Origin of the sequence: Helicobacter bilis (genome assembly GCF_001999985.1) — a bacterium.
In the GTDB taxonomy this organism is placed as follows: domain Bacteria; phylum Campylobacterota; class Campylobacteria; order Campylobacterales; family Helicobacteraceae; genus Helicobacter_A; species Helicobacter_A rappini.
Window position 1 is genome coordinate 1,867,342 of the sequence record NZ_CP019645.1, and the last position, 24,268, is coordinate 1,891,609.

Below are 24,268 nucleotides of genomic sequence, written 5' to 3' on the forward strand. Positions count from 1 at the left end.
TATGGCGGCAAAAGAGATTCTATATCACAATAACAAGTTTCATATCGCCTATAATATGATAGATAATAACGCAGAAAAATATATCATATTTCTACATGGCTGGGGAAGTAATAAGGAACTTATGGCATTAGCATTTAATAAAGTTTTTTGTAACTACAATCATCTTTATATTGATTTGCCCGGATTTGGTGCAAGTCCTAATGAAGTCTTTTTAACTACACAAGATTATGCAAATATTATTTCACTCTTTCTACAAGCATGCAATATTGCTAAAGAAAATCGCATAATCGCTGGACACAGCTTTGGCGGTAAGATAGCCTTATTGCTAGATTCTGAAATTATTTTGCTTAGTAGTGCGGGAATCTTACTGCCAAAACCACTCAAAGTAAAATTTAAAATAGCAACTGCAAAAGTGTTAAAAAAGCTACCTTTAAATATAAACGCCCTAAGGGCAGATGATGCAAAAGAGCTAAGTCCTATAATGTATGAAGTCTTTAAGCAAGTCGTGCAGGAAGACTACGCCCCGTATTATAAGGCTTTCAAACACAAGGCTACAATCTTTTGGGGTAAAGACGATAGTGCTACACCATTAAGTGCGTTTCACATAATTTGCTCTCTCATGCCACATGCAAAAACACATGTTTTAGATGGTGATCACTACTTTTTCTTAAAACAAGGTGAATTGATTGATACTTTATATCATAGCTAGATTCTAAATGATTGAGCGTTTTAGAATCTTAAGATAGAAGCATTTGCATATCTTTAGATTCTGCAACTCACACAATAAAAAGGATTTCTTTGCTTTTATACATACACATTCCATTTTGTGATTCTAAGTGTGGGTATTGTGCGTTTTTCTCACAAGTCAATAAAGAGAATATGATTACGCCATATTTTCAAGCATTACTAAAGGATATAAAGCACACATTAAAGCATTTTAGCGTAAAAAAGATTACAAGCATTTTTGTTGGCGGTGGCACACCAAACTTTGTAGATTCCAAACATTATAAAGAGATATTTAATCTTTTAATGCCATTGTGTGCGAGTGATTGTGAGATTACTTTTGAGATGAATCCAAACTTAATTACACACTCTTGGCTTAGCGAGATAAAGGGGCTTGGGGCGAATCGATTAAGCATTGGGGTGCAAAGCTTCTATGATGATAAACTGCAAATGCTTGAGCGAGTGCATAGCTATGATGATATTTGTAGGGCGTTTGACATTGCTTATAAGCATATTGAAAATATCAGCCTTGATTTAATCTATGATTGCAAACTTGATACAAACAAACGCATGGAATATGAGTTAGAATCTGCCCTAAAACTGCCTATTAGCCATCTCTCAGCATATAGTTTAAGCATAGATTCTAATTCTCGTTTTGGCGATAGAAAGGCTTATTCCCTGCAATCTAGGGAGAGTTTTGGTGTGTTTGTGCGTGATTTTTTACAAAAAAAAGGTTTTAGGCAGTATGAAGTATCAAATTTTTCATATAAAAATAAATGCAGGCATAATCTAGGCTATTGGAATGGAGAGGCATATCTTGGCGTTGGGGCGAGTTCTGTTGGTAGAGTGGATTCTGTGCGTTATTTTGCCACACCAAACTTAGAGCAATATATCACTAATCCATTTCAAAGAAAAGAAGAAGCATTAAGTCAAAATGATCTTAATTTTGAGTCTATTTTCATGGGTTTTAGAAGTGAAATCGGTGTAGAAAAAAGTCTGCTAAATAAAACAAAGCTAAAATATGTGATTGAGAGTAATTTATGCTATGAGTATGACAATAGAATCTATGCGAATGATTTTTTTCTTGCAGATTCCATTGCGTTATATCTTAGTTGATTTTTCACATTTTGAGAGTGAATGAGATTTGTTTTTGCTATAATTCTTGGTATTTTTTAGGGTAGGTTATCATGGGTTTAAAGTCTGATTTATGGATTAAAGAGATGAGTAAAAAGGGTATGATTGAGCCATTTTGTGAAAAGCAAGTGGGGCAGAATATCGTAAGCTATGGGCTATCAAGCTATGGATATGACATTCGCGTGGGTAGTGAATTTATGATTTTTACAAATATCGGTGCGACTTTGGTTGATCCTAAAAGCTTTGATGAACGCAATGTTGTAGAAGTCGATGCAAGTGAAAAGGGCTACTGCCTTGTGCCGCCAAACTCTTTTGCCCTTGCACGCACGATAGAATACTTTAGAATGCCACGCAATGTGCTTGCTATCTGTCTTGGCAAAAGCACTTATGCAAGGTGTGGGATAATTGTGAATGTTACGCCTTTTGAGCCAGAATTTGAGGGGCATATCACCATTGAGATTTCAAATACAACGCCACTCCCAGCAAAGATTTATGCAAATGAAGGCATAGCCCAAGTGCTATTTTTAGAGGGCGATTCGCCTTGTGAGATAAGCTATAAAGATAAAAAAGGCAAATACCAAGGACAAAAGGGCATTACACTACCTAAGGTTTTACACAATAAAGATTTATGAATAAAACTATAGGATTTTTTAACACAGATTCTATAATTCTTGATTTTATCCCTCGTAATGCCATACAAAATTTATTTAGAATCTCTATTACATTAACGACAAACATGAGACATAATTTAAATGTGTAAATATTTTACACATTTAAATATATTTCCTAAAAACTGCCGATTTTGCGAGATAAAATGACACACTTTTGCTATATTTCTTTGTGTGAAATTTTAAAGTAGGAGATAATAGTGCAAAGGATTTATTTAGACAACAATGCCACGACAATGCTAGACCCTAGCATTAAGGCATTGATGGAGCCTTATTTTTGCGAAAAGTTTGGGAATCCAAATAGTTTGCATAAATACGGCACAGAGACGCACCCAGCGATTGCTGAAGCCATAGAGAAGCTGTATAAGGGCATTGATGCGGACGATAATGATGATATTATCATCACTTCTTGTGCGACAGAGTCAAATAACTGGGTGATTAAAGGCGTGTATTTTGATGAGATTGTAAAAAAGGGCAAGAAGCATATTGTTACCACAGAGGTGGAACACCCCGCAGTTAGGGCAACTTGCAGCTTTTTAGAATCTTTAGGTGTTGAGGTTACCTATCTGCCTATCAACGCACAAGGCACAATCACTACCGAGCAAGTGCGTGAAGCCCTGCGTGAAGATACCGCACTTGTTAGCATAATGTGGGCGAATAATGAGACCGGGCTTATTTTCCCTATTGAAGAAATCGGTGCATTATGCAGACAAAAAGGTGTGCTTTTCCACACTGACGCGGTGCAGGCTATCGGTAAGATTCCTGTGAGTGTGAAAAAGGCAAATGTGGATTTTCTAAGCTTTTCAGCGCATAAGTTTCACGGACCAAAGGGCGTTGGTGGGCTTTACATTAGAAAAGGCGTGGAGCTAACGCCACTTTTGCACGGCGGTGAGCATATGCGGGGCAGACGCTCTGGCACACTCAATGTCCCCTATATCATCGGTATGGGCGAAGCGATGAAGCTTGCCACAGACTACCTAGACTTTGAGCTTACACAAGTGCGAAAGCTTAGAGATAGGCTAGAAGATGCGCTTTTAAGCATACCTGATGTATTTGTCGTTGGCACAAGGGAAAATCGTGTGCCAAACACGACACTCATCAGTGTGCGAGGCATTGAGGGTGAAGCAATGCTGTGGGATTTAAACAAGGCTGGGATTGCCGCATCAACGGGCAGTGCGTGTGCGAGTGAAGACTTAGAGGCAAATCCTGTAATGGTAGCCATTGGAGCGGATAAGGAGTTAGCCCATACGGCTATTAGAATCTCTCTTAGTAGATTCACTACAAGTGAAGAGATTGATTACACGATTGAAGTGTTTAAGAAGGCGGTGGGGAGGCTTAGGGCGATCTCTAGTAGCTATGGGAGCTAGATTCTAAAAACATTCACATTTGGGTATGCAATTTGCGCGATTATGGGGATTTTAGGATAGTCATTACCGCTTTAGGTAACTCCTACCCTAAAATCCCCACAAAACACGCAAAACGAAGTTTCTTTAGAAAGCCATACCGCAACTGCTAGAATGTGTTTTGCGTTGTGTTTTACAAAATACTTCCGCAATGTGTTTTGATGCGCTAGATTTTAGAATCTAAGCGGTAAAATTTATACAACAAAAAAAAGGAAAAGAAAATGGCAAAGAATGACTTAATCGGTGGTGCGTTATGGGACGCATATTTTTAATGAGAAATTTGCGATTATAGGGCAAAAGATGACTTTTATAGATTTTTGTAGTGGTATTGGCGGGGGGCGTTTGGGGCTAGAATCTTGTGGTTTGAAATGCTTGGGTTTTAGTGAGATTGATAGAGCAGCCATTAAAACTTACAAAACTTTTTTTAATACTTCAAATGAGCTAGAACTCGGCGATTTAACGCAGATTAATCCACAATCTTTGCCTGATTTTGATTTGCTTGTTTCTGGTTTTCCTTGTCAAAGCTTTAGTATTGTTGGCAAAAGAGAGGGCTTAGAGAATAAAGAAAAAGGGCAGATTATTTTTTATCTTGCTGAGATTCTAAAGGCTAAACAACCTAGTTTTTTTATCTTAGAAAATGTTAAAGGTTGGCTCAATCATAATAAAGGACAAACGCTAAAAGAGATTCTAAAACTTTTAGAATCTTGTGGCTATCAAGTTTTTCATAAGCTTTTAAATAGCCTTGATTTTGCCTTAGCCCAAGCTAGAGAGAGAGTATATTTTGTAGGGATTAGAAAGGATAAAAAGCGTGATTTTAGTTTTAGTCTATTTACAAATAATTTAAATAAAAGGCTAAACTATGCCTAAAATTGCAATAAAAAACAGGGATCAATTAATTATTTGCGGTTTGTTTCTTGCAAAATTTGATACATTGGCTTATAGGTCGCTAGGCTTTTCTAGCTTTATAGAGGCTTTTAATATTTTGGGACTTTCTTTGCAAGGAAAGCCTAGTAATATCAAAAACTACAGAGATGAGTTTGATCCATATTTTGATAATGCTAGAAAAGGTTGGCAGAGAGATTTAAGGGCTTATACAAGAATAATTTTTGATCAGTATAAAGATATGGAATTTGACCCTTTTAAAAATCTAGTTTCTAGCTTTTTGATTGAAAATTATGAAGAAAAATTGCAAGTAAATGAATTTCTAGATTCTAAAATAGAATCTAGTTTTATTAAAAGAGTAGCAACAGGCAAAGCCGCAGAGCAGTATTTTAGGGATAATTTTATGCAATACTTTAAAGATTTTTCTTTGTTTGATGGTAGAGATTTTGGCTGTGGGTTTGACTTTAAAATGCAAAATGAAAAAGATTTTTACTGCGTTGAAGTGAAAGGGTTAAATGAGATAAGTGGGAATTTTATGCTAACAGAAAAAGAATATAATGTTGCACAAAGTTTGCAGGATAAATATTGCCTTTATATTGTAAGTAATCTCAAGGAAAAACCTAGAGAAAATGTATTTTTTAATCCCATAAAATGCTTTAATTTTGCCAAGCAGAGTAGGCAAATCACACAAACAAGCTATCAAGGAAGTTTTAATGTATAAAATACAAATAGAATATTTAGGCTGTATGCACGAATATATGATACCAAAACTCATAGAATCTTTTAGTTTTAAATCGAAGCAAGAAGCCTTAGAAAAATATAGAATCTTACTTGCTACTTACCTTGTGGGCTATGGTGTATTGTGGGATAATATAAGTGAAAAAGAACACGAAAAAAGACTTTTAGCAAAAAGTTTAGAAGAGCTAAAAGATATAGAATCTAAAGCCCTTTTTAATAAGGAGTTAGATTATAAAATTAGCTTTGTGGAGTGTGTGTAATGTGTCTAGTAAAAAAGTTTTTAAATATGTTTTTGATACAAAGCAAGATTCTCATTTTAAATGATATTCTAAAAGGTAGGGGGCAGTTTGCAAGTGAATGGTTTTTAGTTATTTTAAGACTAGAAAGCAACATAGAATGGGTGCTAAAACCTATCAATGAAGTGATAAATTTTTATGGCGGTAAAGTTGTGTTTTCTCTACAAGGAAGTCTTAAGATTGGTAAGGTTACTATGCAAAGAAAGGGCGGCGATGGTGGCAGAGAAAGTGCAAAAATGCTACAATTTAAGATTAATCCCCTGTTGCTTATGCAAAAATAAGCGACTAAACCAAATTTGAAAGAAAAGATTAAACAAAAACTTAGCAACACAAGATAAAGTGTTACTAACTTTTTGTTTAAACATAAATTTGAAAGGAAAAGAAAATGGCAAAGAATGACTTAATCGGTGGTGCGTTATGGGACGCATATTCAAACAAAGTAAGCGAAAGAATGGATAATCCCACACATTTGGGCGTTTTGACACAAAAGGACGCTGATGAAAAGGGTGCAAAGCTCATCGTGGCAGACTATGGCGCAGAGGCGTGTGGCGATGCGGTGCGGCTGTATTGGCTTGTGGATAGCAATGACACAATCATTGACGCGAAGTTTAAAAGCTTTGGCTGTGGGACGGCGATTGCAAGTAGTGATATGATGGTAGAACTCTGCCTTGGCAAAAAGGTGCAAGACGCGGTAAAAATCACCAACCTTGATGTAGAGCACGCCTTGCGTGATGACCCTGATACACCGGCTGTGCCGGGGCAGAAAATGCACTGCTCTGTTATGGCGTATGATGTGATTAAAAAAGCAGCAGGAATCTATCTAGGTAAGGACGCAGCGGACTTTGAGAGTGAAATCATCGTGTGTGAATGTGCGAGGGTAAGCCTATCTACCATTAAAGAAGTGATAAGGCTAAATGATTTAAAAAGTGTAGAAGACATTACCAACTACACAAAAGCAGGGGCGTTTTGTAAAAGCTGTATTAAGCCCGGCGGACACGAGGAAAGGGAATATTATTTGGTAGATATACTTGCTGAAGTAAGGGCTGAAATGGATAAAGAATCTGTGAAAAAAGTCGCTGATAAAGGCGGAGACATCGCATTTGCTGAAATGACAATGGTGCAAAAGGTAAAGGCGATTGATAAAGTCATTGATGCAAATATCCGCCCTATGCTTATGATGGATGGGGGCGATATGGAGATTTTAGACATTAAGGATACAAGCGATGGCTTCATTGATGTGTATATCCGCTATCTTGGGGCGTGTAGCGGCTGTGCGAGTGGGGCAACAGGCACACTCTATGCCATAGAATCTGTGTTGCAAGAGCAGCTAGATTCTAAAATTAGAGTATTGCCGATATGATAGGCTAGAATCTAAGCGGGGCTATCTAGCCCCTGCAAAGCCACTGCCAACCATAAGAACTTAACGCACAAAAGGATTCCTATGTCATCAAACACACAGGAAGGGCAAAGAAAAAGGCTAGATTCTATCACTATTTTTCAGCTTAAGTGGCTTTTTTATACTACGCTCTTTTGGGGTGGGCTTTTGGTCTTACATCTGCGTGGAGAACTTCCCCATATTTTTGTCTCTTATGGTATTTTTTGCCTCTTTTTTATCAGCAATGGAATCTATAAGCATAATATAAAAGCTTTCCTTATTTTTGCTTTTGTGTGGGTTTTTAGTGTTTATGTGTTTTCTCAAAGTCATTATAGTTTTTGGACATATCTGCTTGCACAGATACTATTATATAGCTTTATACTTACCATTCTTATTTTTAAGAAATACTATCGCTTAAGCATCACACTTTGTGCGTATATTGCCTTTTATGCTCTGGCATTGCTACTTGGAGAATATCACCTGCTTGGGAGTTTTTATAAATAAATCCCTGCAAATATTTTACTTAAACAATAATACGGAATAATATGCTAAAACACACAAATCTATCGCAAAAATTGCAAAGCAATACCACCTATACCTACAAGCAATGCTATGATAGATACTATAAAGCTTGTTTTCCCACCATTGCTTTTTTCTAACTCTCGCACACGATTTTGCAACTCATTGATTTTTGCTTCTTGGTCTTCATCGATAAGTTTTTTAGAATCTAGGGCAGATTCTAGCTCTTTTATTTTTTCACGCTTTTTTTCTAGTTCATTTTGGAGAGTTTGTATAGATTGGCTTTGCTTATCATCAAGGGAGTCTTTAGATTTCAAAGTGGATTCTAGCTCTTTGATTTTGGTGCGTTTAGATTCTAGCTGCTCTTGTAGCTCTTGTATCTTTTCTCCTTGAGTGCTTATGTCTTGCTCTTGCTTTTCCTGCCTTTTTTCATACTCTTGCTTATGCTCGGTGATACCGCTCTGTAATGCGGAGATTTGCTCTTCTTGCTTCTCTTGTCTTGTTTCATACTCTTGCTGATGTTTGACAAACCTTTGTGCTTCATCAAGCATAACCAGTGCTTGCTCTTTGGCTACTCCGTGTAGCTGCTGTATATCCCCATCTTTATTTTTAAAGCCATTTTCTAGCATTGCGGCAATCGTTTGCGTCATCGCTTGAGCAAAGCCATAGGATATGGTGGTAAGCTTTATGCTCTCTTGTATCAGTGTATTCATCTCTGCCATTGCTTCATTTTGCATACTAATTGCTTTGGTGTTTAGCTCTGTTTTTTCTTTTGTTTTTCCAATTCCAAACCAACCCCTCTTGACATTGTCCGCCCGTCTTGTCAAATCCTTTGCTTTATCAATCTTGCTACTTACTCTTTGGATATTGCTAAAAATCTCTACCGCTTTTTCTTCGGCAAGGACTTTCAAATCTTCAGGCTTTAGCGTGGCGACTTGCTTTTGTAGCACTTCTACTTCACTTTCTTTGGGCTCTTCTTGTTGAGGTTTGATTAAAAATCCAAACATTTTTACTCCTTTTGTGTTAGTTGTGTTGCATTCTAAATGCACGAAGTTTTGCCATAGTAGAATCTAGATCATCAAAAGACTCTTTTGTCTCTTGCGAACTTTTTGCGATAGCTTCTTGTGCTTCATTGATCTTATTGATTGTGGATTGTGTGATGCCTAATGTAAATTGCCACGCATCGTGCAAGACAAACCAGCTTTGAGCAGTCTTTAGTTGCACGATTTCACCACTTTTACCCATTATTTGCAGCTGCAAGCGACTCTCTTTGCTATCACTTGCCCATTTATCAATATAGTAAATTGCAATAGTGCTAAGTATTGCCCCGAGTGCCGCTGTGAGACAAAGCGCAACAGCACCTAAAATCGTCTCATTTTCCGCAAAAGGCAGTCGCACAGTTTTCAAAGCCGGACATAATCCTTCCAACATTTCAGTCATTGCCGCTGCCCCAAGCATTGTAGTAGCAGCAATTAGTCCAGAGACAAGCACCTTTGCTGCCTCTCTCATCACATCATCTTTGGGCATATCTTTTGGAGGTTTTACAAGAATCTTTATCGCTTGATAAAGTGAGTTAAACCCAGCACGGATAATCTGCACTATCTTTTTTAAAGTTGTAAAGATTGTATTGATGACAAACACAAGAATATTTGAGAAAAAGCTAAGAATGGCGGATTCTAGTGAGCCAGCAATAATGTCTTTCCACTTCGCCTTTAAATCTTCCCAAATTGTTTGTAAGCGATTTTTAAAGCGTGTAAAAATCTCTTTAAAACTCTCATTGCCAAATTCTTTCACAAGTATTTTTATCTCAATCATCATTCCCTTAATCAAATCGTGTAAAACAATGCCTATCACAGAGTGCAACGCCATTTTCCCCGCGTCCTTTGCCCCTGTTAAGACGGCTTCTTTATAGGACTTAGAGCTTGTGTAATAGGCTTTATCTACCGCCCTATCAATATCCTTTTTTGCTCTCTCACATTCTGCTATAAATTGCTCATCATTGATTTGCTTTTGTTTTTCAAGTTTTGCCAGCTCTTTTTGTTCAGATTCTGTAAGATAGCCCCTTTTTTGCTGATTTTTTGCTATGGCTTCTAGGCGTTCATCTCGCCTTTGGATAAACTCTTGTGCAGTTTTATCCTTTTTCATACGATTAAGACTACTATCTGTCATTGCAAGATTGGATTCTGTATTGGCAATCTTTGTGCCATCTACTTCGGCTAACACCCTTGCCCTATCATCGTGGATTGTTTTTGCTGCGACTTTATGATCTAAGTCAGTTTTAGCGTTTGGGGCAAGTTGTTGCCCTGTCATATAATCTGTCGGCTTTCCTTGCTCTTTTAGGTTGCCTTGTTGTTTGTTTATGGCGATATAGTTTTCATCGCTTGGTATGCCTTTGAATCATAATCTCCCCTTTGTTCATATCTTTGCCTTTCTTTATCGCTTGCATAAATCCCTTGTCGCACATTATGCGTAGTATTGACATTCCCGCCATCTTTAGAATCTAGCACCGCAGCCGCTAGCCCAAAATGCCACACCACCGCATTTAGTGCATTATCCGCACACTGCTGAAAGAGGCTAGCACTCTACTCTTTAGGCAGCTGTGCTTGCAGCTCCCCTAGCTCTTGTATGGTAGATTCCAACTCACTATCAATGTGGATTCTAAGGGCTTGTATAGAATCATTTGGTTGTGTTTGATTTCTATCTATTTCACCTAACTCATCTTGCATTTGCGCATAATCTGTGCGTAAATAGTCCTGCCAAGTCTCTATATTATGTCTTGTATTGTATGGATTTCTTTCTTGTGGTTGCATAGTCTTATTCCTTAAAGTTTATAAAATGAAAGCACGACTTTACCAAAAAAAAACAAGTCAAGGGTAAAAGTAAAATTATAGAAGTCTTATGCTAGATAACTGCATTCATGCCTTACTTTGTAAATTTTGCAACCTGAAGTCAAAGATAACTTTATCTAGATGAGATCTTAGAAAAGGCATATTGGAGAAAGTATTTTATGTGGTTATTTTTATATTACTTAGGGTGCTTCAGTGCATGTTTAGAATATAGCATGAAGCATGTTTGTAACCACTTTTAATCCACATATCTCACCTTATTTTTACGCAAATAGAGCCATTCGCCATTTGCAAATACACTCTCAATATTTGAATCTTCTTTTAGTCCATACACTCTATTTATATTGACATAGCGATATAAGATTCCAAGTGATATAATATGGGCTTTGCCGCCATCATCAATATAGAAAAATTGCGGATAGATTACTTGTTGGAATTTCATATTTTTATCTGTTAAGCCGCCGATTTTCTCCCTTAAAACTTGTGGTATTTCTACTGCAATATCAGTGCTATATGCACCGCTATAATAGGCATATCCATTGCTTAGAATCCTATCTTTTTGACTATTAATCATATCAAGCACAAAGAGCCTTTGAGCGTTTTTCTCACTATAATAGCCGCTATGTTTATATGCAAGTTTTAAGTAATGTTCCCTTTTTTGTAGCCATAATTCATTTTTATTATGCTTTATTTGTGAATAAATCTTTTCTTCTAGTTTTAGATTCTCTGCTTTGGTATCTTTAGAATCTTTTTGTTTTTGCATGATTTCATCATATAGGGCTTTATTTAGCACATAAGTGCCACTATACTCTTTTGAGTATTTTCTAGCTTTGTAATATTGCGGGTCAAATACATAAAAAGTGCAACCGCAAAATATAAATACACTAAACAAAAGAGAGATTCTAACACTATAAAAAAGTAGAGTTTGCATACATACCTTTCCATAAAATATAAAATGCAATCATAGCAATAAATACTGCAAAAACGCTTTATTTTCGTTATAATAAAGACTTTATTTTAATAAAAAAAGGTGTGTCTATGTCGTATTTTAAGAAAATTGCATGTGGTTTTAGTCTATGTTGCGTGCTGGCTGTTTCAAGTTTTGCGGAGTCTGGTGGTGATAAATTGACGACTTTAGAAGCTACACGCACAAAAGTATTTGAGATTCTCTATCCGCAGCAGCTAAAGACATTGGAGCAAAAAAGGGCTTTTCTAAAAAAGCATTACAAATCTGGTGAGGAGTATGAGACTTTTATCTTCCCAAATCAAACAATAGAGAGTGTGTATAATGCCTATATCACAGCACACCCAAAAGATAGCTTTGGGTCTAGTATATTGCATAAGGAATTGCCAAAGATGAATAAGGCTTATAGGGCAGATAGCAATGAAGATCGTATGGGCTATGTGCTTATGTATATTTGGAGTGGGGATAGAAAGCTATCCATCACAAATACAAGGATAGAAGATGATAATCTTTGCGGTAAAGAACTCTTAGAGTTTGAAGAACAAGAAGGGCAGACTATTCTAAAATCAAGCTTTGAGCAGTATTGTTTCTAGCTAGAGATAAATATGAGAGAACAGAATCTAAACGCTTTATTAAATGCAGATAGCCTAGACTTAAGCACAAATAGCGATGAAATAAGCGAGACTTTGCAGTCTTTAAATACGCTTGAAAGTCTAGAATCTTTGCAGCAAAATACAGATTCTAAAAAGCAAGATTCTATCAATAAAATAGAATCTATAAAAAGATTAGAAACTAGCACAGCACAAAAACACCCCATAAAAGACTCTTTAATGAAAGATAAAGATTCTAAAGCGATAAATCTATCAAAAACCCTGCATTCATTAGAGACAGAAGCACTCATTCATAGCACAAAAAATCCATACATAAACGCTGCAAAAGATTTAGCAAAAAATCCCAAAAATACACAAAAGCGAGATGAAGATATAGAATCAAAAAGGCTAGTATATGTATCAGTTGGGGATATTAATGGCATTGGGCTGGAGCTTATTTTACGCAATCATGCAGAAATTGCGGCGTATTGCAAACCTATTTATTGCATAGATTTTGAAGTGTTGGAGTGTGCGGCAAAAAAGTTAGCCCTGCAGATTCCAAAAGATATGTATATCCACCCGCTTAATATGCAAGATATTTTTGATGATGAGATAATAAAGGCAGGGCAAGTCTGTGCTAAAAGCGGGCTTTATAGCTTTAAATCGTTTGAGAAGGCAGTAGAGTTAAGCATAGAGCATGAGGCAAGTCTAGTTACACTGCCTATACATAAATATGCGTGGCAGCTAGCGGGTATAGAGTATGCTGGACATACGCAGTATTTGCGACATAGATTCCAAAAAGAAGCGATTATGATGCTTGGCTGCAAGGAAATGTTTGTCGCACTTTTTACCGATCATATCCCCTTAAGCAAGGTTTCAAGCTTGATACAAAAAGAGAAACTTTTACAATTTTTTAGGGATTTTTATCATGCGTATAGTTTGCTTTTTGCACCTTTGCAAACAACACAAACACCAAAAAATGACACCAAGCATGGCACACAAGATTCTAAAGAAATCCAGCTAGAATCCTTGCAAGAACTCTCTTCAAACACTTTAAAGCAAAATGCGATTAATGCAAATTTAGTTAAACGACTGCTTTATGATGAAAAAAATATTGAAAAAACTATAATAGAAAAAACACAAGATTCTATACAAGAGATTGCACCGCATAATCACTCATTGCAACCCAAAAAAGAGTTAAAAATAGCAGTCTTAGGGCTTAATCCACATGCAGGTGATAATGGCGTATTGGGACATGAAGATATGATTATTAATGAATGTATAGAAATTATAAATAAAGAGATTGGTGCTGAAGTCTTTATCGGCTCTATTGCCCCAGATTCTGCATTTATCCCGCACAATAGAGAAAAATATAGTATATTTATCGCAATGTATCATGATAGCGGATTAGCCCCACTTAAGGCACTCTATTTTGATAGAAGCATTAATGTAAGCTTAAATCTCCCCATATTACGCACAAGCCCAGATCATGGCACATGCTTTGATAAAGCCTATCAATCAAATAATAACATAAGCATGGAAAGCTATCTTGAAAGTTTTAGATTCTTGCATCAAGCGAATGTGTAGAACTTAGGATTAAAAAATATGTAATAAACTTATCGCACAATACAATGAGTAATGCTTTGACTAAATTGTATGTGATAGTGCAATAATACGCTTAAATTATCGATACAAAGGAAGACAAAACTAAACTACTTCTTCAATAAAATATCTCGGTCGCCGCTTAGATTCCGCATAAATTTTACCGACATACTCGCCAATAATCCCAAGACTTAAAAGCTGAATCCCGCTAAAAAAGCATAAGGGAATAATCGTAGAAGCCCAGCCATACACCACACCATCGGTAAAAAGCTTCACAAAAAGAGCGTAACAACCAAGTGCGATGGAAAGTATAAAAAACACAATGCCTAGCACACTCACAAGCCTTAAAGGCACGACACTAAAGCTTGTTATGCCATTCCACGCGAAAGATAGCATTTTGCCTAAAGGATACTTTGACTCTCCAGCAAAACGCTCTAGCCTATCATACTCTACTACCGCCGTTTGAAAGCCAAGTAAGGGCACAATACCACGCAAAAATAGATTTACTTCACTAAATCTTAGCAGAGCCTGAATAGCCCTATTTGAGAGCAGTCTATAATCAGCGTGATTATAAGTGATTTTTACACCCATAATCTCCATAAGTCTATAAAAACCAAGTGCGGTATGCTTTTTAAAAAAACTATCTTTCTGCCGCGATTTTCTTACACCTAAAATGACTTCAGCCCCCATTTTCGCCTTTGCTACAAACTCATCAATCACGCTAATATCATCTTGTAAATCACAATCTATACTGATAGCACAATCGCATTTATCCGCCACATATTCTAGCCCCGCTAAAAGGGCGTTTTGATGTCCGCAGTTGCGTGAGAGTTTTAAAGAGATGATTTTAACCTTATTGTTTGTTGTAGATTCTGTGAGATTAGATTCTGCTGTATTATCCAAAGAGATATTTAAAGTAGCTTTATGTTTGTCTATATCAATCTTAGCTATATCAGTGGGGGGGGGGGGTAAATGTTGTATTTTTACTGCTTAAATCTTTCAAAATAGACCAAGTGTTATCCTTGCTACCATCATCTACAAACACACAAAAGCTGTCTTTAGAAATACTTCTAGAATCTATGAGTTGCTCTAACTTTTTAGATATAGTTTTATGAGTTTCTTGCAATACCGCTTCTTCGTTATAGCAAGGAATAACTATTGCTAATACCATATATTTAATCCTGTTTGCTTGGTTTATTTAGTCATAGTTTGGTCATACCGATAAAATTAATTTTTAAATTCGCTATATTTTCATATACATTCAAGGCTACAAAGTCTAATAATTACGCTAGACTTCGCAACCCTAAAATAGCCTTGATATTGAGAGCAATGCTAGATTCGCACCACACCTAACGAAAGATAGAGAAGTAGTGCTTATCTTAGACTTACTCATTTTACTCACTACAATTTGAGCCACACAGATTTCTTAACTCGCTATTTTTCTCATTAAGCATATTATCGATTTCACGCACAACGCCTTTTGTGCCTTCTTCAAATATGCTAAGATTTTTATCTACAAAATCTTTACTTACCATTTGTTTTTCTTTCATTGGCACAGCAATCGCATTTGCGTAAGAATGCACAGTCGCATGTTCTTTTTCCAAGTCTTTATAGCCTTGAGTATCCCTAAAGTTTTTATGTCCATCACCTTCATAATACCATTTACCGAGACGACAACCCTTATGGTCTGTAATGCCAAACTCATCAGAAGTGCCAAGTATGAATGAATAGAGATTATTCTTATAAATCACATGGTCTAATTTTGCAAGAGAGCAGAATACAAGGTTATTTATAATGCTAAGCATATATTTGGATCTAATAGAAGAAGATGATAGGTCTTGCATCATACCCACTATATCATCAACATTACATCGCATAGATTCTGAAATCGTATTAATCTCTTCGGTATTCACATGTATATCGCCGCTTTCTTGCTGCATTGCTTTCACAACGATTGCAATATCTTTTGTGGCTTTTTGTGTTTTCTCTGCAAGCTTTCTTACTTCATCTGCAACAACTGCAAAGCCTCTGCCATGCTCTCCAGCCCTTGCTGCTTCAATTGCTGCATTTAATGCAAGTAAGTTAGTCTGCTCTGCAATATCATCAATAAGTGAAATAACATTTGTAATGTCATTGCTTCTTCCGCTAAGAGATTGTGCTAAGGTCTGTGCATGCTGCATTTTATCGCATAACTCACCAATGTCAGACAAAGACTTTTTTGTGATATCAAGCCCTTGTTGTGAAATATCTGCTGCTGCTTCTGAGCTTTTTAGAATCTGTCCTAAGTCATTAAAGATTGCAACAAAGGATTCTTGTGCTGCACCAAGCCCACCCTTTAGGGCAACATGATGTAAATGCGTAATATCAAGCCCACCTAAATCCTTATCTCTAAACGAACATTTTTTGAGACAATACAAATCTGTATCCTGCACTCTCTTATGTTTTGCTATGTAGGACACATCATCTAGCGTTATAACCGCATTTTTATTTGCCAATTGCGTCAATAAAGATTTTGTGTCCTTTATGGACTCTGCGTTCGTATTGCGAAAAACGATTTCACCTTGAGAGATACCAAAAATAACCTCTTCAAATGCAAATGCACTTACTTGACGATAAAATTCAGCCTCTTGTGTCAAAGTTTTATTCTCTTGTTCCTTAGCTTGCAACTCTTGTCGCAATGTTTTTGAAGATGAAAACATACAAAATTACCTTAAAGATTAAAATAGATTCTCGCATTTTATCACAATTTTATTGTTTTGTGTAATTTCAACACAAATATTTATTTTTTTACTTAAGCATTCATCATATTATCTTTGAGATTGTTTTATTTTGCAAGTTGGATTTCAAATAGACTTGTATTATAGATTCTATAAAATATGCTACAATAGCGACTTTTATCATACACATTGGAATCAAAAGGGCTTTTTTATGGATTATTTAGAAATTGAAGGTGGGAATACATTGCATGGGAGTGTGAGAATCTCTGGTGCAAAAAATGCAGCATTGCCACTACTTGCTTTGTCACTGCTTTCTAGGCAGCCTATGGAGTTTTATAATCTACCTGAAGTTGCTGATATTAATACTTTTATGCGTTTGCTTACAATGCTTGGGGCAAATATTACAACAAAGGGCAAAGGACATAGAATCATAGATACTACAAGTGTGAATGACACAAAGGCAGTATATGATATTGTGCGTAAAATGCGTGCTTCAATTCTCGTTTTAGGACCGCTTTTAACGCGTTTTGGGCATTGCGAGGTGAGTTTGCCCGGAGGTTGTGCGATAGGGGCTAGACCCGTTGATTTACATATAAAAGCTATGCAAAAGCTTGGGGCAAATATAGAGGTGCAAGGGGGCTATATCATCGCTCATGCAAAAGATGGGCTAAAAGGTGCTGACATAGTGTTTGATAGGATAACCGTTACAGGCACAAGCAATGTAGTCATGGCAGCCGCCCTTGCAAAAGGCAAAACGCGTATTATTAATGCGGCAAAAGAGCCAGAAGTCGTGCAGTTATGTCAAATATTGCAAGAGAGTGGATTGCAGATACAAGGCATTGGCACTTCAGAGATTATTATTGAGGGAACAGGCGGGGAATTACTTGATTTAAAACCAACTAGAGTGATACCAGATAGGATTGAAGCGGGGACTTATCTGTGTATTGGCGCGATTACAAACTCACAGATTACGCTACATGATGTATGTGAAGACCATATTGAAAGCATTGTGTTAAAGCTACATGAAATAGGCTTTGAGACAGAGTTTTGCTCTAGTGATACAAACAAAGCGATAACGATATATCCATGCAAGACCCCGTTAAAAGCATTCCGTATTACAACAACAGAATATCCGGGCTTTCCAACTGATATGCAGGCACAATTTATGGCTTTAAGCACACAATGCAATGGCTCAAGTTTTATTAAAGAAACTTTATTTGAAAATCGTTTTATGCATGTGAATGAGTTACAAAGACTAGGTGCAAATATAGCTATCGATGGCAATGTAGCACAGATTAATGGGAAAAGCGAACTCATAGGTGCAGATGTGATGGCAACAGATTTGCGTGCTTCATCTGCCCTTGTGCTTGCCGCTCTTGTAGCAAAAGGTATCACTAGAGTGCATAGAATCTATCATTTAGACAGAGGATATGAGCAACTTGAAGTAAAGCTGAATAGACTTGGTGCAAAAATACGCCGCTTGAGAGAATAGCGAAAAAGTAATCAATCGAGTTAGTGCTATTATGTTGTAATATTACCTTGGCATTTCTTTTAAACCTACATCTTATAAAAAGAATACTTTAAATATTGTGTACTGGGGACTAAGAGTTATTCTGCAGTATAAGGGAAATGTATTGTCTAAACTTCTATTGAAAATATAGAAAATTTATAACATTCTGATTTTTAGAATCTTGTTTTTATTACAATTACCACTTGTATGCCAATTTTATGGTCTAAAACTCTAAAAACTAATAAAGATTATTGTTCGTCCTTTCCAATATAAATTTTAACATCAAGGGTATTATCCCTATGTGCTGTTGCATTGACTACGATATGTGGTGTTTTGGCATATTGTTTCATGAGGTTTGCAATATCTTTTTTGAGATTATCAAGATAGGTAATCTGCAAACCTCTTTCATTCATTAACACATTATTTAGTCTATTTTTTGCAAGTGTGGCGGTGCCACTACTTTCACTTTTGTTTCTAAAAAGAAATAACATAATAGCCCCCTAAAAACCAAAAAATTTCTTTAAATTACTGATAAAACCATTTGATTGCTTAAAGGTTTCAAATGGCACTTCTTCCCCTAAGATTCTACGCGAGATTCTCTCATAGGCTAAACCACTCTCTGTTTTTGAAAAAATAGTTGGCTCACCGCTATTTGTAGCCCCAATCACCTTTTCATCTTCTGGCACGATACCAATCAAAGGCAAGGCTAAGATCTGCAAAACATCATCGCATGATAGCATGTCTTGTTTTGCGACTAATTCTGGTCGCAAACGATTGACAATAATATGTTTTTCTAGCTCACTGCCTTGCTTTGCCTTATCACTTTTAGAATCTATGATTCCAACAACACGATCGCTATCTCTTACTGAGCTAACTTCAGGTGTTACCACAATGATCGCCCTATCAGCCCAAAATATCGTATGTTCAAAACCACTCTCAATACCTGCAGGGCTATCAAGCAAAATATAATCAAACTCTAGTTTCAGCTTCTCAAGCAACTCTTTGACCTTATCTTTATCAAGTATTGTTTTATCCTTTGTTTGGCTTGCGGGTAGAAAGTAGAGATTTTTTGCCCTTTTGTGATTGACTATGGCTTGAGAAAGATTGCATTTATTCTCCATCACATCGATCACATCATAGACAATGCGGCGTTCAAGTCCAAGTATCATGTCAAGATTCCGCAAGCCAATATCAAAATCTACTGCAATGACTTTTTTACCACTCTCACTTAAACCAACACCGATATTTGCAGTAGCAGTAGATTTGCCAACACCACCTTTACCTGAAGTGATAGCGATAACAATGCCTTGCTTGTTTCCCATTTATGCCCTTTCGTCTTGCTGTGTATTATTGAAAAATGTATTCTAACCAAACTTTTAAGACTTTATATAAATTACTATGAAACTTTGAAAAATATTGTAACTTGACAAGTGCTCAAAATATGTTAGCTTATAGCTTGTGTTATAGAATCTTTTTGGAATGTATAATGACTAGATTCTACATAATTTGGGTTAATCTCTTTATATTGTTTTAGAATCTATTATTTGGGTTTGATAGGATAGCATTTCTAGAGCTTTCTAATAATGCGTCTTCTTCGTTTGATTTTATCTCTTGTGTTTTGGTTTCATCAAAATCTTGCATTGCATTTGATTGCCCAAAGATATTTAACTCTAGCACATTCATCGCATTCATAAATACGCATATATCACGCACAGCACTATTATTTACTGGGATAGTAATCTGTATAATACTTGCAAAAGGGATAACAACAAGGCTTGGAAAGTTATCTTTACCAAAACCTGCTTCAAATGACATATCATCTTGCCATATTTCAATGCTTTCAAAGGTAAAACCTGCAAGTATAAAATCTATAATAGGGTGAAACTGACTTGAAATCTCTTCGGGTAATTCCGGGTCAAACTGCACTCTATGCCGACTACATTGCACAGAAAAGTGGATATTTTGACTGATAAGTAGTTGTATAATTTCTCTTGCATGTTTTGCAAGCATGGGTTTTAAATCTTTATTTTGCATTGACTTCCTTTATTTGCAATAGCCTAAGATTATACAAAAAATATGCTAAGAACGATACTTAAGCTTAAATATTCCCTGCTTTCATTTCTACCATCATTTTATCAAATGCTTCTTTAGTCCCCGGTCTCACAGGCTGCATTAAACTCACAAGAATGATAGCAATACTCGCACATACAAAGCCCGGCACAATCTCATAAATAGGAAAATATGTGTAAAAGAAGTTATTATGCAATACCACGACTACCGCACCAGTTATCATACCAGCAATAGCACCCATTCTAGTCATTCGCCGCCAAAATAGAGAAAATAGCACAACACTACCAAAACTCGCACCAAATCCAGCCCAAGCATACGCTACAATGCTAAGAATGCTAGAATCTTTCTTTGTAGAGATGAAAAACGCAACAAATGACACGACTAAAACACTTGCCCTACTAAAAAACATAACCTGCTTTGGTGTCGCATCTGTCTTTAGAATCTTTTTGTAAAAATCTTCTGCCACAGTTGAAGCAGATACTAAAAGCTGACTACTCGCTGTGCTCATAATCGCAGCAAGCAAGGCAGAAAGTAAGATTCCAGTAACCCATGGATTAAAAAGCGTTTGGGACATAATGATAAATATCTTTTCAGGATCGCTAAAGCTTATATCAAACTTTGTAGCATAAGCTAAGCCCAACATACCCACAAAACACGCACCAATAAGGCTTATAATCATCCATGACATACCTATGATAGTCGCTGTTGGAATGTCCTTTGTGGAGCGGATAGACATGAAACGCACAATAATATGTGGTTGTCCAAAATAGCCAAGCCCCCAAGCAATAGCAGATATTACACTAAGCAGCGTAACCCCTTGAAAGAAAGAAAAATGTGCTTTTTCTTCCATAGAGGCAGTAATAGCAGAATCTATGCTAGAAAGCAAGGATTGAATCTTTTTATCAACATCTTTTGGTGGATTTGAGAGAGTTGCATTGATTTCACTAGCTTCATTTGCAAGTGTGCTAAAGTCTTTAGGGTTATTGCTGATTTCACTTAGAGTATTTAAAGATTCTATAAGCATGGGTAGATTCTGCTTGATAGTATCAATATCTTTATTGTTTTGTGCTTGTTTGATTTCATCTAAAATTGTATTGACATCGGTATCAAGGTATTGTTGTGTCTTTAATACTTTTTCATTATGGACTTCATCACTTTTTTGTATATAGCTTTTTGCCTCGCTTAAGCCACCGATTTGATTTAGCATAACAATAGGCACTACAATTAAGGCTAACATCATAAGCACACCTTGCAAAAGATCAGTCCAGCAAACCGCCAAATATCCACCAAAAAAAGTATAAATAACGATAATTCCAGCACCAATCATAAGTGATATTTGATAATCAATATGGAAAGTTTGCTCAAAAAGTTTTGCCCCAGCAATAAGCCCAGATGAGATATAAAACACAAAAAACACAAGGATAACAATCGCTGAAATAAGTCGCAAAATATGCTTATCATCAGAGAATCTTGTCTCAAAATAATCCGGGATAGTGATTGAATTATCAATGACTTCTGTATAGATTCTAAGTCTTTTTGCCACAAAAAGCCAGTTTAAAAACATGCCAATGCTAAGCCCAATGGCAATCCATGCGTTTAAAAGCCCTGCAACATACAATGCCCCGGGCAAACCCATAAGTAGCCAACTACTCATATCAGACGCCCCAGCAGATAAGGCACTCACCGCTGGACCCATGCTTCTTCCACCAAGGAAAAATTCTTCAGGATTTTTTGTCTTTCGCCAAAAATATAATCCAATACCTATCATTACCACAGCATATAAGCCAAAAGTAGCAAAAATAGGGAAGCCTAGACTTTGCACTTCAAGTGTATTCATAATATCTCCTATATAAAGTTAATTTTCATAGCATTAAGATTTCATAATAGTATAAGTTGTTAAATCTGTTTCTATTTGTCTTCGAAAAAAATGGATTAAATACAATAAGTAACATTATTAAGCAACATAAAGAATCTAAAGTGAAAGATAAACACAATCTTTCTTATGAAGCCCTTGAGTGATTTGCAAAATCTACATAATCAAATAAAATTATATACAATACATTATTTTTGCGTTCTACCACATATCCTATATACAAAATGCACGATAGGCGTTAAGATTCCATATTGATGAGTGCGTAAAATGCGTGAGAGATAATCGCCTATGCTTTGCACACATTGCACCATGATAATTAGCACAATCACGCAGGAATACAACACATCAAGTCTAGAATCATAAAAGCCATACTTAATAGCCAAGTCGCCTAAACCACCACCGCCAACGCTACCAGCCATAGCAGAAAAGCCGATAATAGCAATAATTGCGATTGTAGCAGCATTAATGAGTGAAGGAAGAGATTCTGCTATCATCATAAAGATTACTTCTAGCTTACTCGCTCCCATGCTTAAAGTCGCCTCTATTATGCCATGATTGACTTCCTCTAATGCCCCCTCAAAAAGTCTCGCTACAAATGGTATAGCAGCAATAGATAAGGCAAAAGAAGCCGCATCAGGTCCTATACTAGTCCCAATTAGCATTTTTGAGATAGGCAGCAAGGCAACGATTAGCACAATAAAAGGAAATGATCGTATAGTATTTACTATCATGCCTAGAATCTTATTAAAAGTTGGCGCACTTAAAAGAGAGTTTTTTTTGGTAATAGTAAGAATCACACCTAAAGGAAGCCCAAATAAGATTGTAAAAAAGCTTGATAAAAACACCATATATAATGTCTCAAATGTGCCTTCCATAAGTAAATCTATCACATCAAATACTCTTGCTGCAGTGTCTTCATCACTAAAAAGCAGATAGCAAAGCACCTGCAGTGATGAGCTGACTTCATCATCACTTAAGGCTTGTGGTAGTTGAAAAAAGTTTAGAATCCATGGTTGTGCTTCTTCCATATTTATCCCTTATTAGTCTTTTGTTTTAGAATCTTTTATTATAGAATCTTGTGGCAATACAGAATCTTGTATATCTTTAGCCTTACTCTTAACTAAATCCTGCAAAGATTCTATAATTAAATCTTTACTTCTTAAATACTCTATTGCTCTCTCTCTTGCTTGTATGTCATCACCAAAATCAACGATTAAATGTCCCACTTCAGCCGTTGCAAGTGCTTCAATATTACCTGCTAAAATATTTACATTTACATTAAATTCTCTAATAATTTCAGCAATTAAAGGCTCGTGGATATATTCGCCAACAAATGAGATTTTATACGCATTCTTATGTGATTTTTGCAAGATTTCTTCTTGTGATAATGCAGGGAGAAAAGAGATTAATTCTTTTGTTACTTCATGCTTTGGATTTGCAAAGATTTGTTCGACTTGCCCTTCTTCTACAATCACGCCATTACTCATCACACACATGCTATTACAAATTGATCGCACCACTTCTATTTGGTGCGTAATCATAACAATGGTTAATCCAAGCTTTTTTTGTATATCTTGTAAAAGTTGCAGAATGGATTGTGTAGTTTTAGTATCAAGTGCGCTTGTAGCCTCATCGCATAATAGAATCTTTGGGTGATTTGCCAATGCTCTTGCTATCGCTATCCTTTGCTTTTGTCCGCCACTTAGCTGATTTGGATAAAAGTCTGCTTTATCTTCTAAGCCCACTAACTCTAAAAGCTCACTCACACGCGATCTAATATCAGTCTTTTTCCACTTCGCTATCTCTAAGGCAAAGGCTACATTGCCAAACACATTTCTAGAATCTAAAAGATTAAAATGCTGAAAAATCATGCCTATCTTTTGCCTTGCTTTTTGCAGACTAGATTCCTTTAGCGTTAAGATATTTGTCCCATCGATTATTACTTCGCCTGTGCTTGGTGTCTCTAGCTTATTTATAAGACGCACGAGTGTGGATTTCCCCGCACCAGAATAGCCGATAATCCCCATAATATCCCCCTTTTTTACTTGAAGATTTAAGGGTTTAATCGCTTGGAATCCATTCGCATAAGTCTTTGTAATATCTTTTAGTATAATCACTTTGTGCCTTAATCGCTCTAATCTTTATAAAAGTGGTAAATAAAAGCTGGAATGATAGCATATTTTTATAAATACGATATGTAATTATTATTTTTATCTCGTTTTAGCTAAAACTCATTTTGGTATTAAAAATGATAATGAGTAGAATTTGTAGAAATTTGGAATCTTTACTACAATATGTTGTGTAATAAAACTACATAAAAATTGTCATCAATATGTTATTTATTATGATATGGTAGAA

27 protein-coding genes and 2 pseudogenes are annotated in these 24,268 nt (G+C 36.2%); 14 read left to right on the forward strand and 15 right to left on the reverse strand.

Features of this window, described 5'->3' with window-relative positions; all coding sequences use genetic code 11:
• Nucleotide 1 precedes the first annotated feature (1 nt).
• From estV to XJ32_RS08555, 11 genes are all read left to right on the forward strand, one after another.
• Nucleotides 2-709 (forward strand): EstV family lipase, encoded by a 708-nt coding sequence (estV, locus tag XJ32_RS08510; protein WP_077389060.1) that lies wholly within the window; start codon nucleotides 2-4, stop codon nucleotides 707-709.
• A gap of 89 nt (nucleotides 710-798) precedes the next feature.
• Complete coding sequence (hemW, locus tag XJ32_RS08515) at nucleotides 799-1,839, forward strand: radical SAM family heme chaperone HemW (RefSeq protein ID WP_077389062.1); 1,041 nt, start codon at nucleotides 799-801, stop codon at nucleotides 1,837-1,839.
• Nucleotides 1,840-1,910: 71 nt separating this feature from the next.
• On the forward strand, nucleotides 1,911-2,489 hold the full coding sequence (dcd, locus tag XJ32_RS08520; RefSeq protein ID WP_077389064.1) for a dCTP deaminase: 579 nt from the start codon (nucleotides 1,911-1,913) through the stop codon (nucleotides 2,487-2,489).
• On the forward strand, nucleotides 2,486-2,617 hold the full coding sequence (locus tag XJ32_RS13215) for a hypothetical protein (protein ID WP_281651402.1): 132 nt from the start codon (nucleotides 2,486-2,488) through the stop codon (nucleotides 2,615-2,617). Before dcd ends, XJ32_RS13215 begins: the two co-directional genes overlap by 4 nt.
• A 105-nt stretch (nucleotides 2,618-2,722) precedes the next feature.
• On the forward strand, nucleotides 2,723-3,892 hold the full coding sequence (locus XJ32_RS08525) for a NifS family cysteine desulfurase (RefSeq protein ID WP_174566037.1): 1,170 nt from the start codon (nucleotides 2,723-2,725) through the stop codon (nucleotides 3,890-3,892).
• Between the two features lie 282 nt (nucleotides 3,893-4,174).
• Nucleotides 4,175-4,795 carry a DNA cytosine methyltransferase gene (locus XJ32_RS08530; protein ID WP_254422330.1) on the forward strand — a complete coding sequence of 207 codons (621 nt, stop codon included), beginning with the start codon at nucleotides 4,175-4,177 and terminating at the stop codon, nucleotides 4,793-4,795.
• Nucleotides 4,788-5,531, forward strand: coding sequence for a protein NO VEIN domain-containing protein (locus tag XJ32_RS08535; protein WP_034322651.1), 744 nt, complete (start codon nucleotides 4,788-4,790; stop codon nucleotides 5,529-5,531). Before XJ32_RS08530 ends, XJ32_RS08535 begins: the two co-directional genes overlap by 8 nt.
• Nucleotides 5,524-5,808, forward strand: a complete 285-nt coding sequence (locus tag XJ32_RS08540) for a hypothetical protein (RefSeq protein WP_077389068.1) — start codon at nucleotides 5,524-5,526, stop codon at nucleotides 5,806-5,808. The genes XJ32_RS08535 and XJ32_RS08540 overlap by 8 nt, the downstream gene beginning before the upstream one ends.
• Nucleotides 5,808-6,125, forward strand: a complete 318-nt coding sequence (locus tag XJ32_RS08545; RefSeq protein WP_077389070.1) for a PDDEXK family nuclease — start codon at nucleotides 5,808-5,810, stop codon at nucleotides 6,123-6,125. Before XJ32_RS08540 ends, XJ32_RS08545 begins: the two co-directional genes overlap by 1 nt.
• Before the next feature lie 104 nt (nucleotides 6,126-6,229).
• Nucleotides 6,230-7,204 carry an iron-sulfur cluster assembly scaffold protein gene (locus tag XJ32_RS08550; RefSeq protein ID WP_077389072.1) on the forward strand — a complete coding sequence of 325 codons (975 nt, stop codon included), beginning with the start codon at nucleotides 6,230-6,232 and terminating at the stop codon, nucleotides 7,202-7,204.
• Between the two features lie 81 nt (nucleotides 7,205-7,285).
• Nucleotides 7,286-7,723 (forward strand): hypothetical protein, encoded by a 438-nt coding sequence (locus XJ32_RS08555; RefSeq protein WP_077389074.1) that lies wholly within the window; start codon nucleotides 7,286-7,288, stop codon nucleotides 7,721-7,723.
• Nucleotides 7,724-7,782: 59 nt separating this feature from the next.
• Here XJ32_RS08555 and XJ32_RS08560 read toward each other — a convergent pair whose 3' ends face one another.
• The 5 genes from XJ32_RS08560 to XJ32_RS08570 all read right to left on the reverse strand — a co-directional run bounded on the left by XJ32_RS08560 (nucleotide 7,783) and on the right by XJ32_RS08570 (nucleotide 11,515).
• The gene (locus tag XJ32_RS08560) at nucleotides 7,783-8,745 is read right to left on the reverse strand and encodes a hypothetical protein (protein WP_077389076.1); all 963 of its coding nucleotides are present in this window, start codon (nucleotides 8,743-8,745) and stop codon (nucleotides 7,783-7,785) included.
• A 16-nt stretch (nucleotides 8,746-8,761) separates the two neighbouring features.
• A complete protein-coding gene (locus XJ32_RS12940; RefSeq protein WP_254422331.1) occupies nucleotides 8,762-10,048 on the reverse strand; it encodes a hypothetical protein in 1,287 nt (428 codons plus the stop codon).
• Between the two features lie 47 nt (nucleotides 10,049-10,095).
• Nucleotides 10,096-10,272, reverse strand: coding sequence for a hypothetical protein (locus tag XJ32_RS12945; RefSeq protein ID WP_155761496.1), 177 nt, complete (start codon nucleotides 10,270-10,272; stop codon nucleotides 10,096-10,098).
• Between the two features lie 48 nt (nucleotides 10,273-10,320).
• Complete coding sequence (locus tag XJ32_RS12950; RefSeq protein ID WP_155761497.1) at nucleotides 10,321-10,548, reverse strand: hypothetical protein; 228 nt, start codon at nucleotides 10,546-10,548, stop codon at nucleotides 10,321-10,323.
• Nucleotides 10,549-10,822: 274 nt separating this feature from the next.
• The gene (locus XJ32_RS08570; RefSeq protein WP_077389078.1) at nucleotides 10,823-11,515 is read right to left on the reverse strand and encodes a hypothetical protein; all 693 of its coding nucleotides are present in this window, start codon (nucleotides 11,513-11,515) and stop codon (nucleotides 10,823-10,825) included.
• Nucleotides 11,516-11,622: 107 nt separating this feature from the next.
• Between XJ32_RS08570 and XJ32_RS08575 the strand changes: the two genes are divergently transcribed.
• Complete coding sequence (locus XJ32_RS08575) at nucleotides 11,623-12,141, forward strand: hypothetical protein (RefSeq protein WP_077389080.1); 519 nt, start codon at nucleotides 11,623-11,625, stop codon at nucleotides 12,139-12,141.
• A 390-nt stretch (nucleotides 12,142-12,531) separates the two neighbouring features.
• On the forward strand, nucleotides 12,532-13,725 hold the full coding sequence (locus tag XJ32_RS08580) for a 4-hydroxythreonine-4-phosphate dehydrogenase PdxA (protein WP_437339620.1): 1,194 nt from the start codon (nucleotides 12,532-12,534) through the stop codon (nucleotides 13,723-13,725).
• Nucleotides 13,726-13,845: 120 nt separating this feature from the next.
• On the opposite strand, the gene XJ32_RS08585 is transcribed toward XJ32_RS08580, so the two are convergent.
• The 3 genes from XJ32_RS08585 to XJ32_RS13220 all read right to left on the reverse strand — a co-directional run bounded on the left by XJ32_RS08585 (nucleotide 13,846) and on the right by XJ32_RS13220 (nucleotide 16,439).
• The gene (locus XJ32_RS08585) at nucleotides 13,846-14,643 is read right to left on the reverse strand and encodes a glycosyltransferase (RefSeq protein ID WP_254422332.1); all 798 of its coding nucleotides are present in this window, start codon (nucleotides 14,641-14,643) and stop codon (nucleotides 13,846-13,848) included.
• 49 nt (nucleotides 14,644-14,692) lie between these two features.
• Nucleotides 14,693-14,911, reverse strand: coding sequence for a glycosyltransferase (locus XJ32_RS12955; protein ID WP_004084927.1), 219 nt, complete (start codon nucleotides 14,909-14,911; stop codon nucleotides 14,693-14,695).
• Nucleotides 14,912-15,134: 223 nt separating this feature from the next.
• Nucleotides 15,135-16,439 carry a methyl-accepting chemotaxis protein gene (locus XJ32_RS13220; protein ID WP_077389084.1) on the reverse strand — a complete coding sequence of 435 codons (1,305 nt, stop codon included), beginning with the start codon at nucleotides 16,437-16,439 and terminating at the stop codon, nucleotides 15,135-15,137.
• A 229-nt stretch (nucleotides 16,440-16,668) separates the two neighbouring features.
• On the opposite strand from XJ32_RS13220, the gene murA reads away from it, so the two are divergent.
• The gene (gene murA, locus XJ32_RS08595) at nucleotides 16,669-17,949 is read left to right on the forward strand and encodes a UDP-N-acetylglucosamine 1-carboxyvinyltransferase (protein WP_077389086.1); all 1,281 of its coding nucleotides are present in this window, start codon (nucleotides 16,669-16,671) and stop codon (nucleotides 17,947-17,949) included.
• Nucleotides 17,950-18,215: 266 nt separating this feature from the next.
• On the opposite strand, the gene XJ32_RS08600 is transcribed toward murA, so the two are convergent.
• From XJ32_RS08600 to XJ32_RS08625, 7 genes and pseudogenes are all read right to left on the reverse strand, one after another.
• Nucleotides 18,216-18,458 (reverse strand): cell division topological specificity factor MinE, encoded by a 243-nt coding sequence (locus tag XJ32_RS08600; protein WP_077389088.1) that lies wholly within the window; start codon nucleotides 18,456-18,458, stop codon nucleotides 18,216-18,218.
• A 9-nt stretch (nucleotides 18,459-18,467) separates the two neighbouring features.
• A complete protein-coding gene (minD, locus tag XJ32_RS08605) occupies nucleotides 18,468-19,289 on the reverse strand; it encodes a septum site-determining protein MinD (protein WP_004088580.1) in 822 nt (273 codons plus the stop codon).
• A gap of 208 nt (nucleotides 19,290-19,497) precedes the next feature.
• The gene (locus XJ32_RS08610) at nucleotides 19,498-20,001 is read right to left on the reverse strand and encodes a hypothetical protein (RefSeq protein ID WP_005217231.1); all 504 of its coding nucleotides are present in this window, start codon (nucleotides 19,999-20,001) and stop codon (nucleotides 19,498-19,500) included.
• A gap of 64 nt (nucleotides 20,002-20,065) precedes the next feature.
• Nucleotides 20,066-20,866 (reverse strand): annotated as a pseudogene (locus tag XJ32_RS13345) (sodium:solute symporter family transporter); the annotation flags it as partial.
• 327 nt (nucleotides 20,867-21,193) lie between these two features.
• Nucleotides 21,194-21,874 (reverse strand): annotated as a pseudogene (locus XJ32_RS13350) (sodium:solute symporter family transporter); the annotation flags it as partial.
• 224 nt (nucleotides 21,875-22,098) lie between these two features.
• On the reverse strand, nucleotides 22,099-22,785 hold the full coding sequence (locus tag XJ32_RS08620; RefSeq protein ID WP_051053870.1) for a methionine ABC transporter permease: 687 nt from the start codon (nucleotides 22,783-22,785) through the stop codon (nucleotides 22,099-22,101).
• 165 nt (nucleotides 22,786-22,950) lie between these two features.
• Nucleotides 22,951-24,027, reverse strand: coding sequence for a methionine ABC transporter ATP-binding protein (locus XJ32_RS08625; protein ID WP_077389094.1), 1,077 nt, complete (start codon nucleotides 24,025-24,027; stop codon nucleotides 22,951-22,953).
• Nucleotides 24,028-24,268: the final 241 nt, after the last annotated feature.

Coding starts and splice junctions, on each gene's coding strand:
- XJ32_RS13220 (WP_077389084.1), bottom strand. CDS start 16,439: ATGTTTTCATCTTCAAAAACATTGCGACAAGAGTTGCAAGCTAAGGAA.
- XJ32_RS13215 (WP_281651402.1), top strand. CDS start 2,486: ATGAATAAAACTATAGGATTTTTTAACACAGATTCTATAATTCTTGAT.
- XJ32_RS08575 (WP_077389080.1), top strand. CDS start 11,623: ATGTCGTATTTTAAGAAAATTGCATGTGGTTTTAGTCTATGTTGCGTG.
- murA (WP_077389086.1), top strand. CDS start 16,669: ATGGATTATTTAGAAATTGAAGGTGGGAATACATTGCATGGGAGTGTG.
- XJ32_RS08570 (WP_077389078.1), bottom strand. CDS start 11,515: ATGCAAACTCTACTTTTTTATAGTGTTAGAATCTCTCTTTTGTTTAGT.
- XJ32_RS08620 (WP_051053870.1), bottom strand. CDS start 22,785: ATGGAAGGCACATTTGAGACATTATATATGGTGTTTTTATCAAGCTTT.
- XJ32_RS12940 (WP_254422331.1), bottom strand. CDS start 10,048: ATGACAGGGCAACAACTTGCCCCAAACGCTAAAACTGACTTAGATCAT.
- XJ32_RS12950 (WP_155761497.1), bottom strand. CDS start 10,548: ATGCAACCACAAGAAAGAAATCCATACAATACAAGACATAATATAGAG.
- XJ32_RS08555 (WP_077389074.1), top strand. CDS start 7,286: ATGTCATCAAACACACAGGAAGGGCAAAGAAAAAGGCTAGATTCTATC.
- minD (WP_004088580.1), bottom strand. CDS start 19,289: ATGGGAAACAAGCAAGGCATTGTTATCGCTATCACTTCAGGTAAAGGT.
- XJ32_RS08545 (WP_077389070.1), top strand. CDS start 5,808: ATGTGTCTAGTAAAAAAGTTTTTAAATATGTTTTTGATACAAAGCAAG.
- XJ32_RS08560 (WP_077389076.1), bottom strand. CDS start 8,745: ATGTTTGGATTTTTAATCAAACCTCAACAAGAAGAGCCCAAAGAAAGT.
- dcd (WP_077389064.1), top strand. CDS start 1,911: ATGGGTTTAAAGTCTGATTTATGGATTAAAGAGATGAGTAAAAAGGGT.
- XJ32_RS08535 (WP_034322651.1), top strand. CDS start 4,788: ATGCCTAAAATTGCAATAAAAAACAGGGATCAATTAATTATTTGCGGT.
- XJ32_RS08540 (WP_077389068.1), top strand. CDS start 5,524: ATGTATAAAATACAAATAGAATATTTAGGCTGTATGCACGAATATATG.
- XJ32_RS12955 (WP_004084927.1), bottom strand. CDS start 14,911: ATGGTATTAGCAATAGTTATTCCTTGCTATAACGAAGAAGCGGTATTG.
- XJ32_RS08550 (WP_077389072.1), top strand. CDS start 6,230: ATGGCAAAGAATGACTTAATCGGTGGTGCGTTATGGGACGCATATTCA.
- XJ32_RS08600 (WP_077389088.1), bottom strand. CDS start 18,458: ATGTTATTTCTTTTTAGAAACAAAAGTGAAAGTAGTGGCACCGCCACA.
- XJ32_RS08610 (WP_005217231.1), bottom strand. CDS start 20,001: ATGCAAAATAAAGATTTAAAACCCATGCTTGCAAAACATGCAAGAGAA.
- estV (WP_077389060.1), top strand. CDS start 2: ATGGCGGCAAAAGAGATTCTATATCACAATAACAAGTTTCATATCGCC.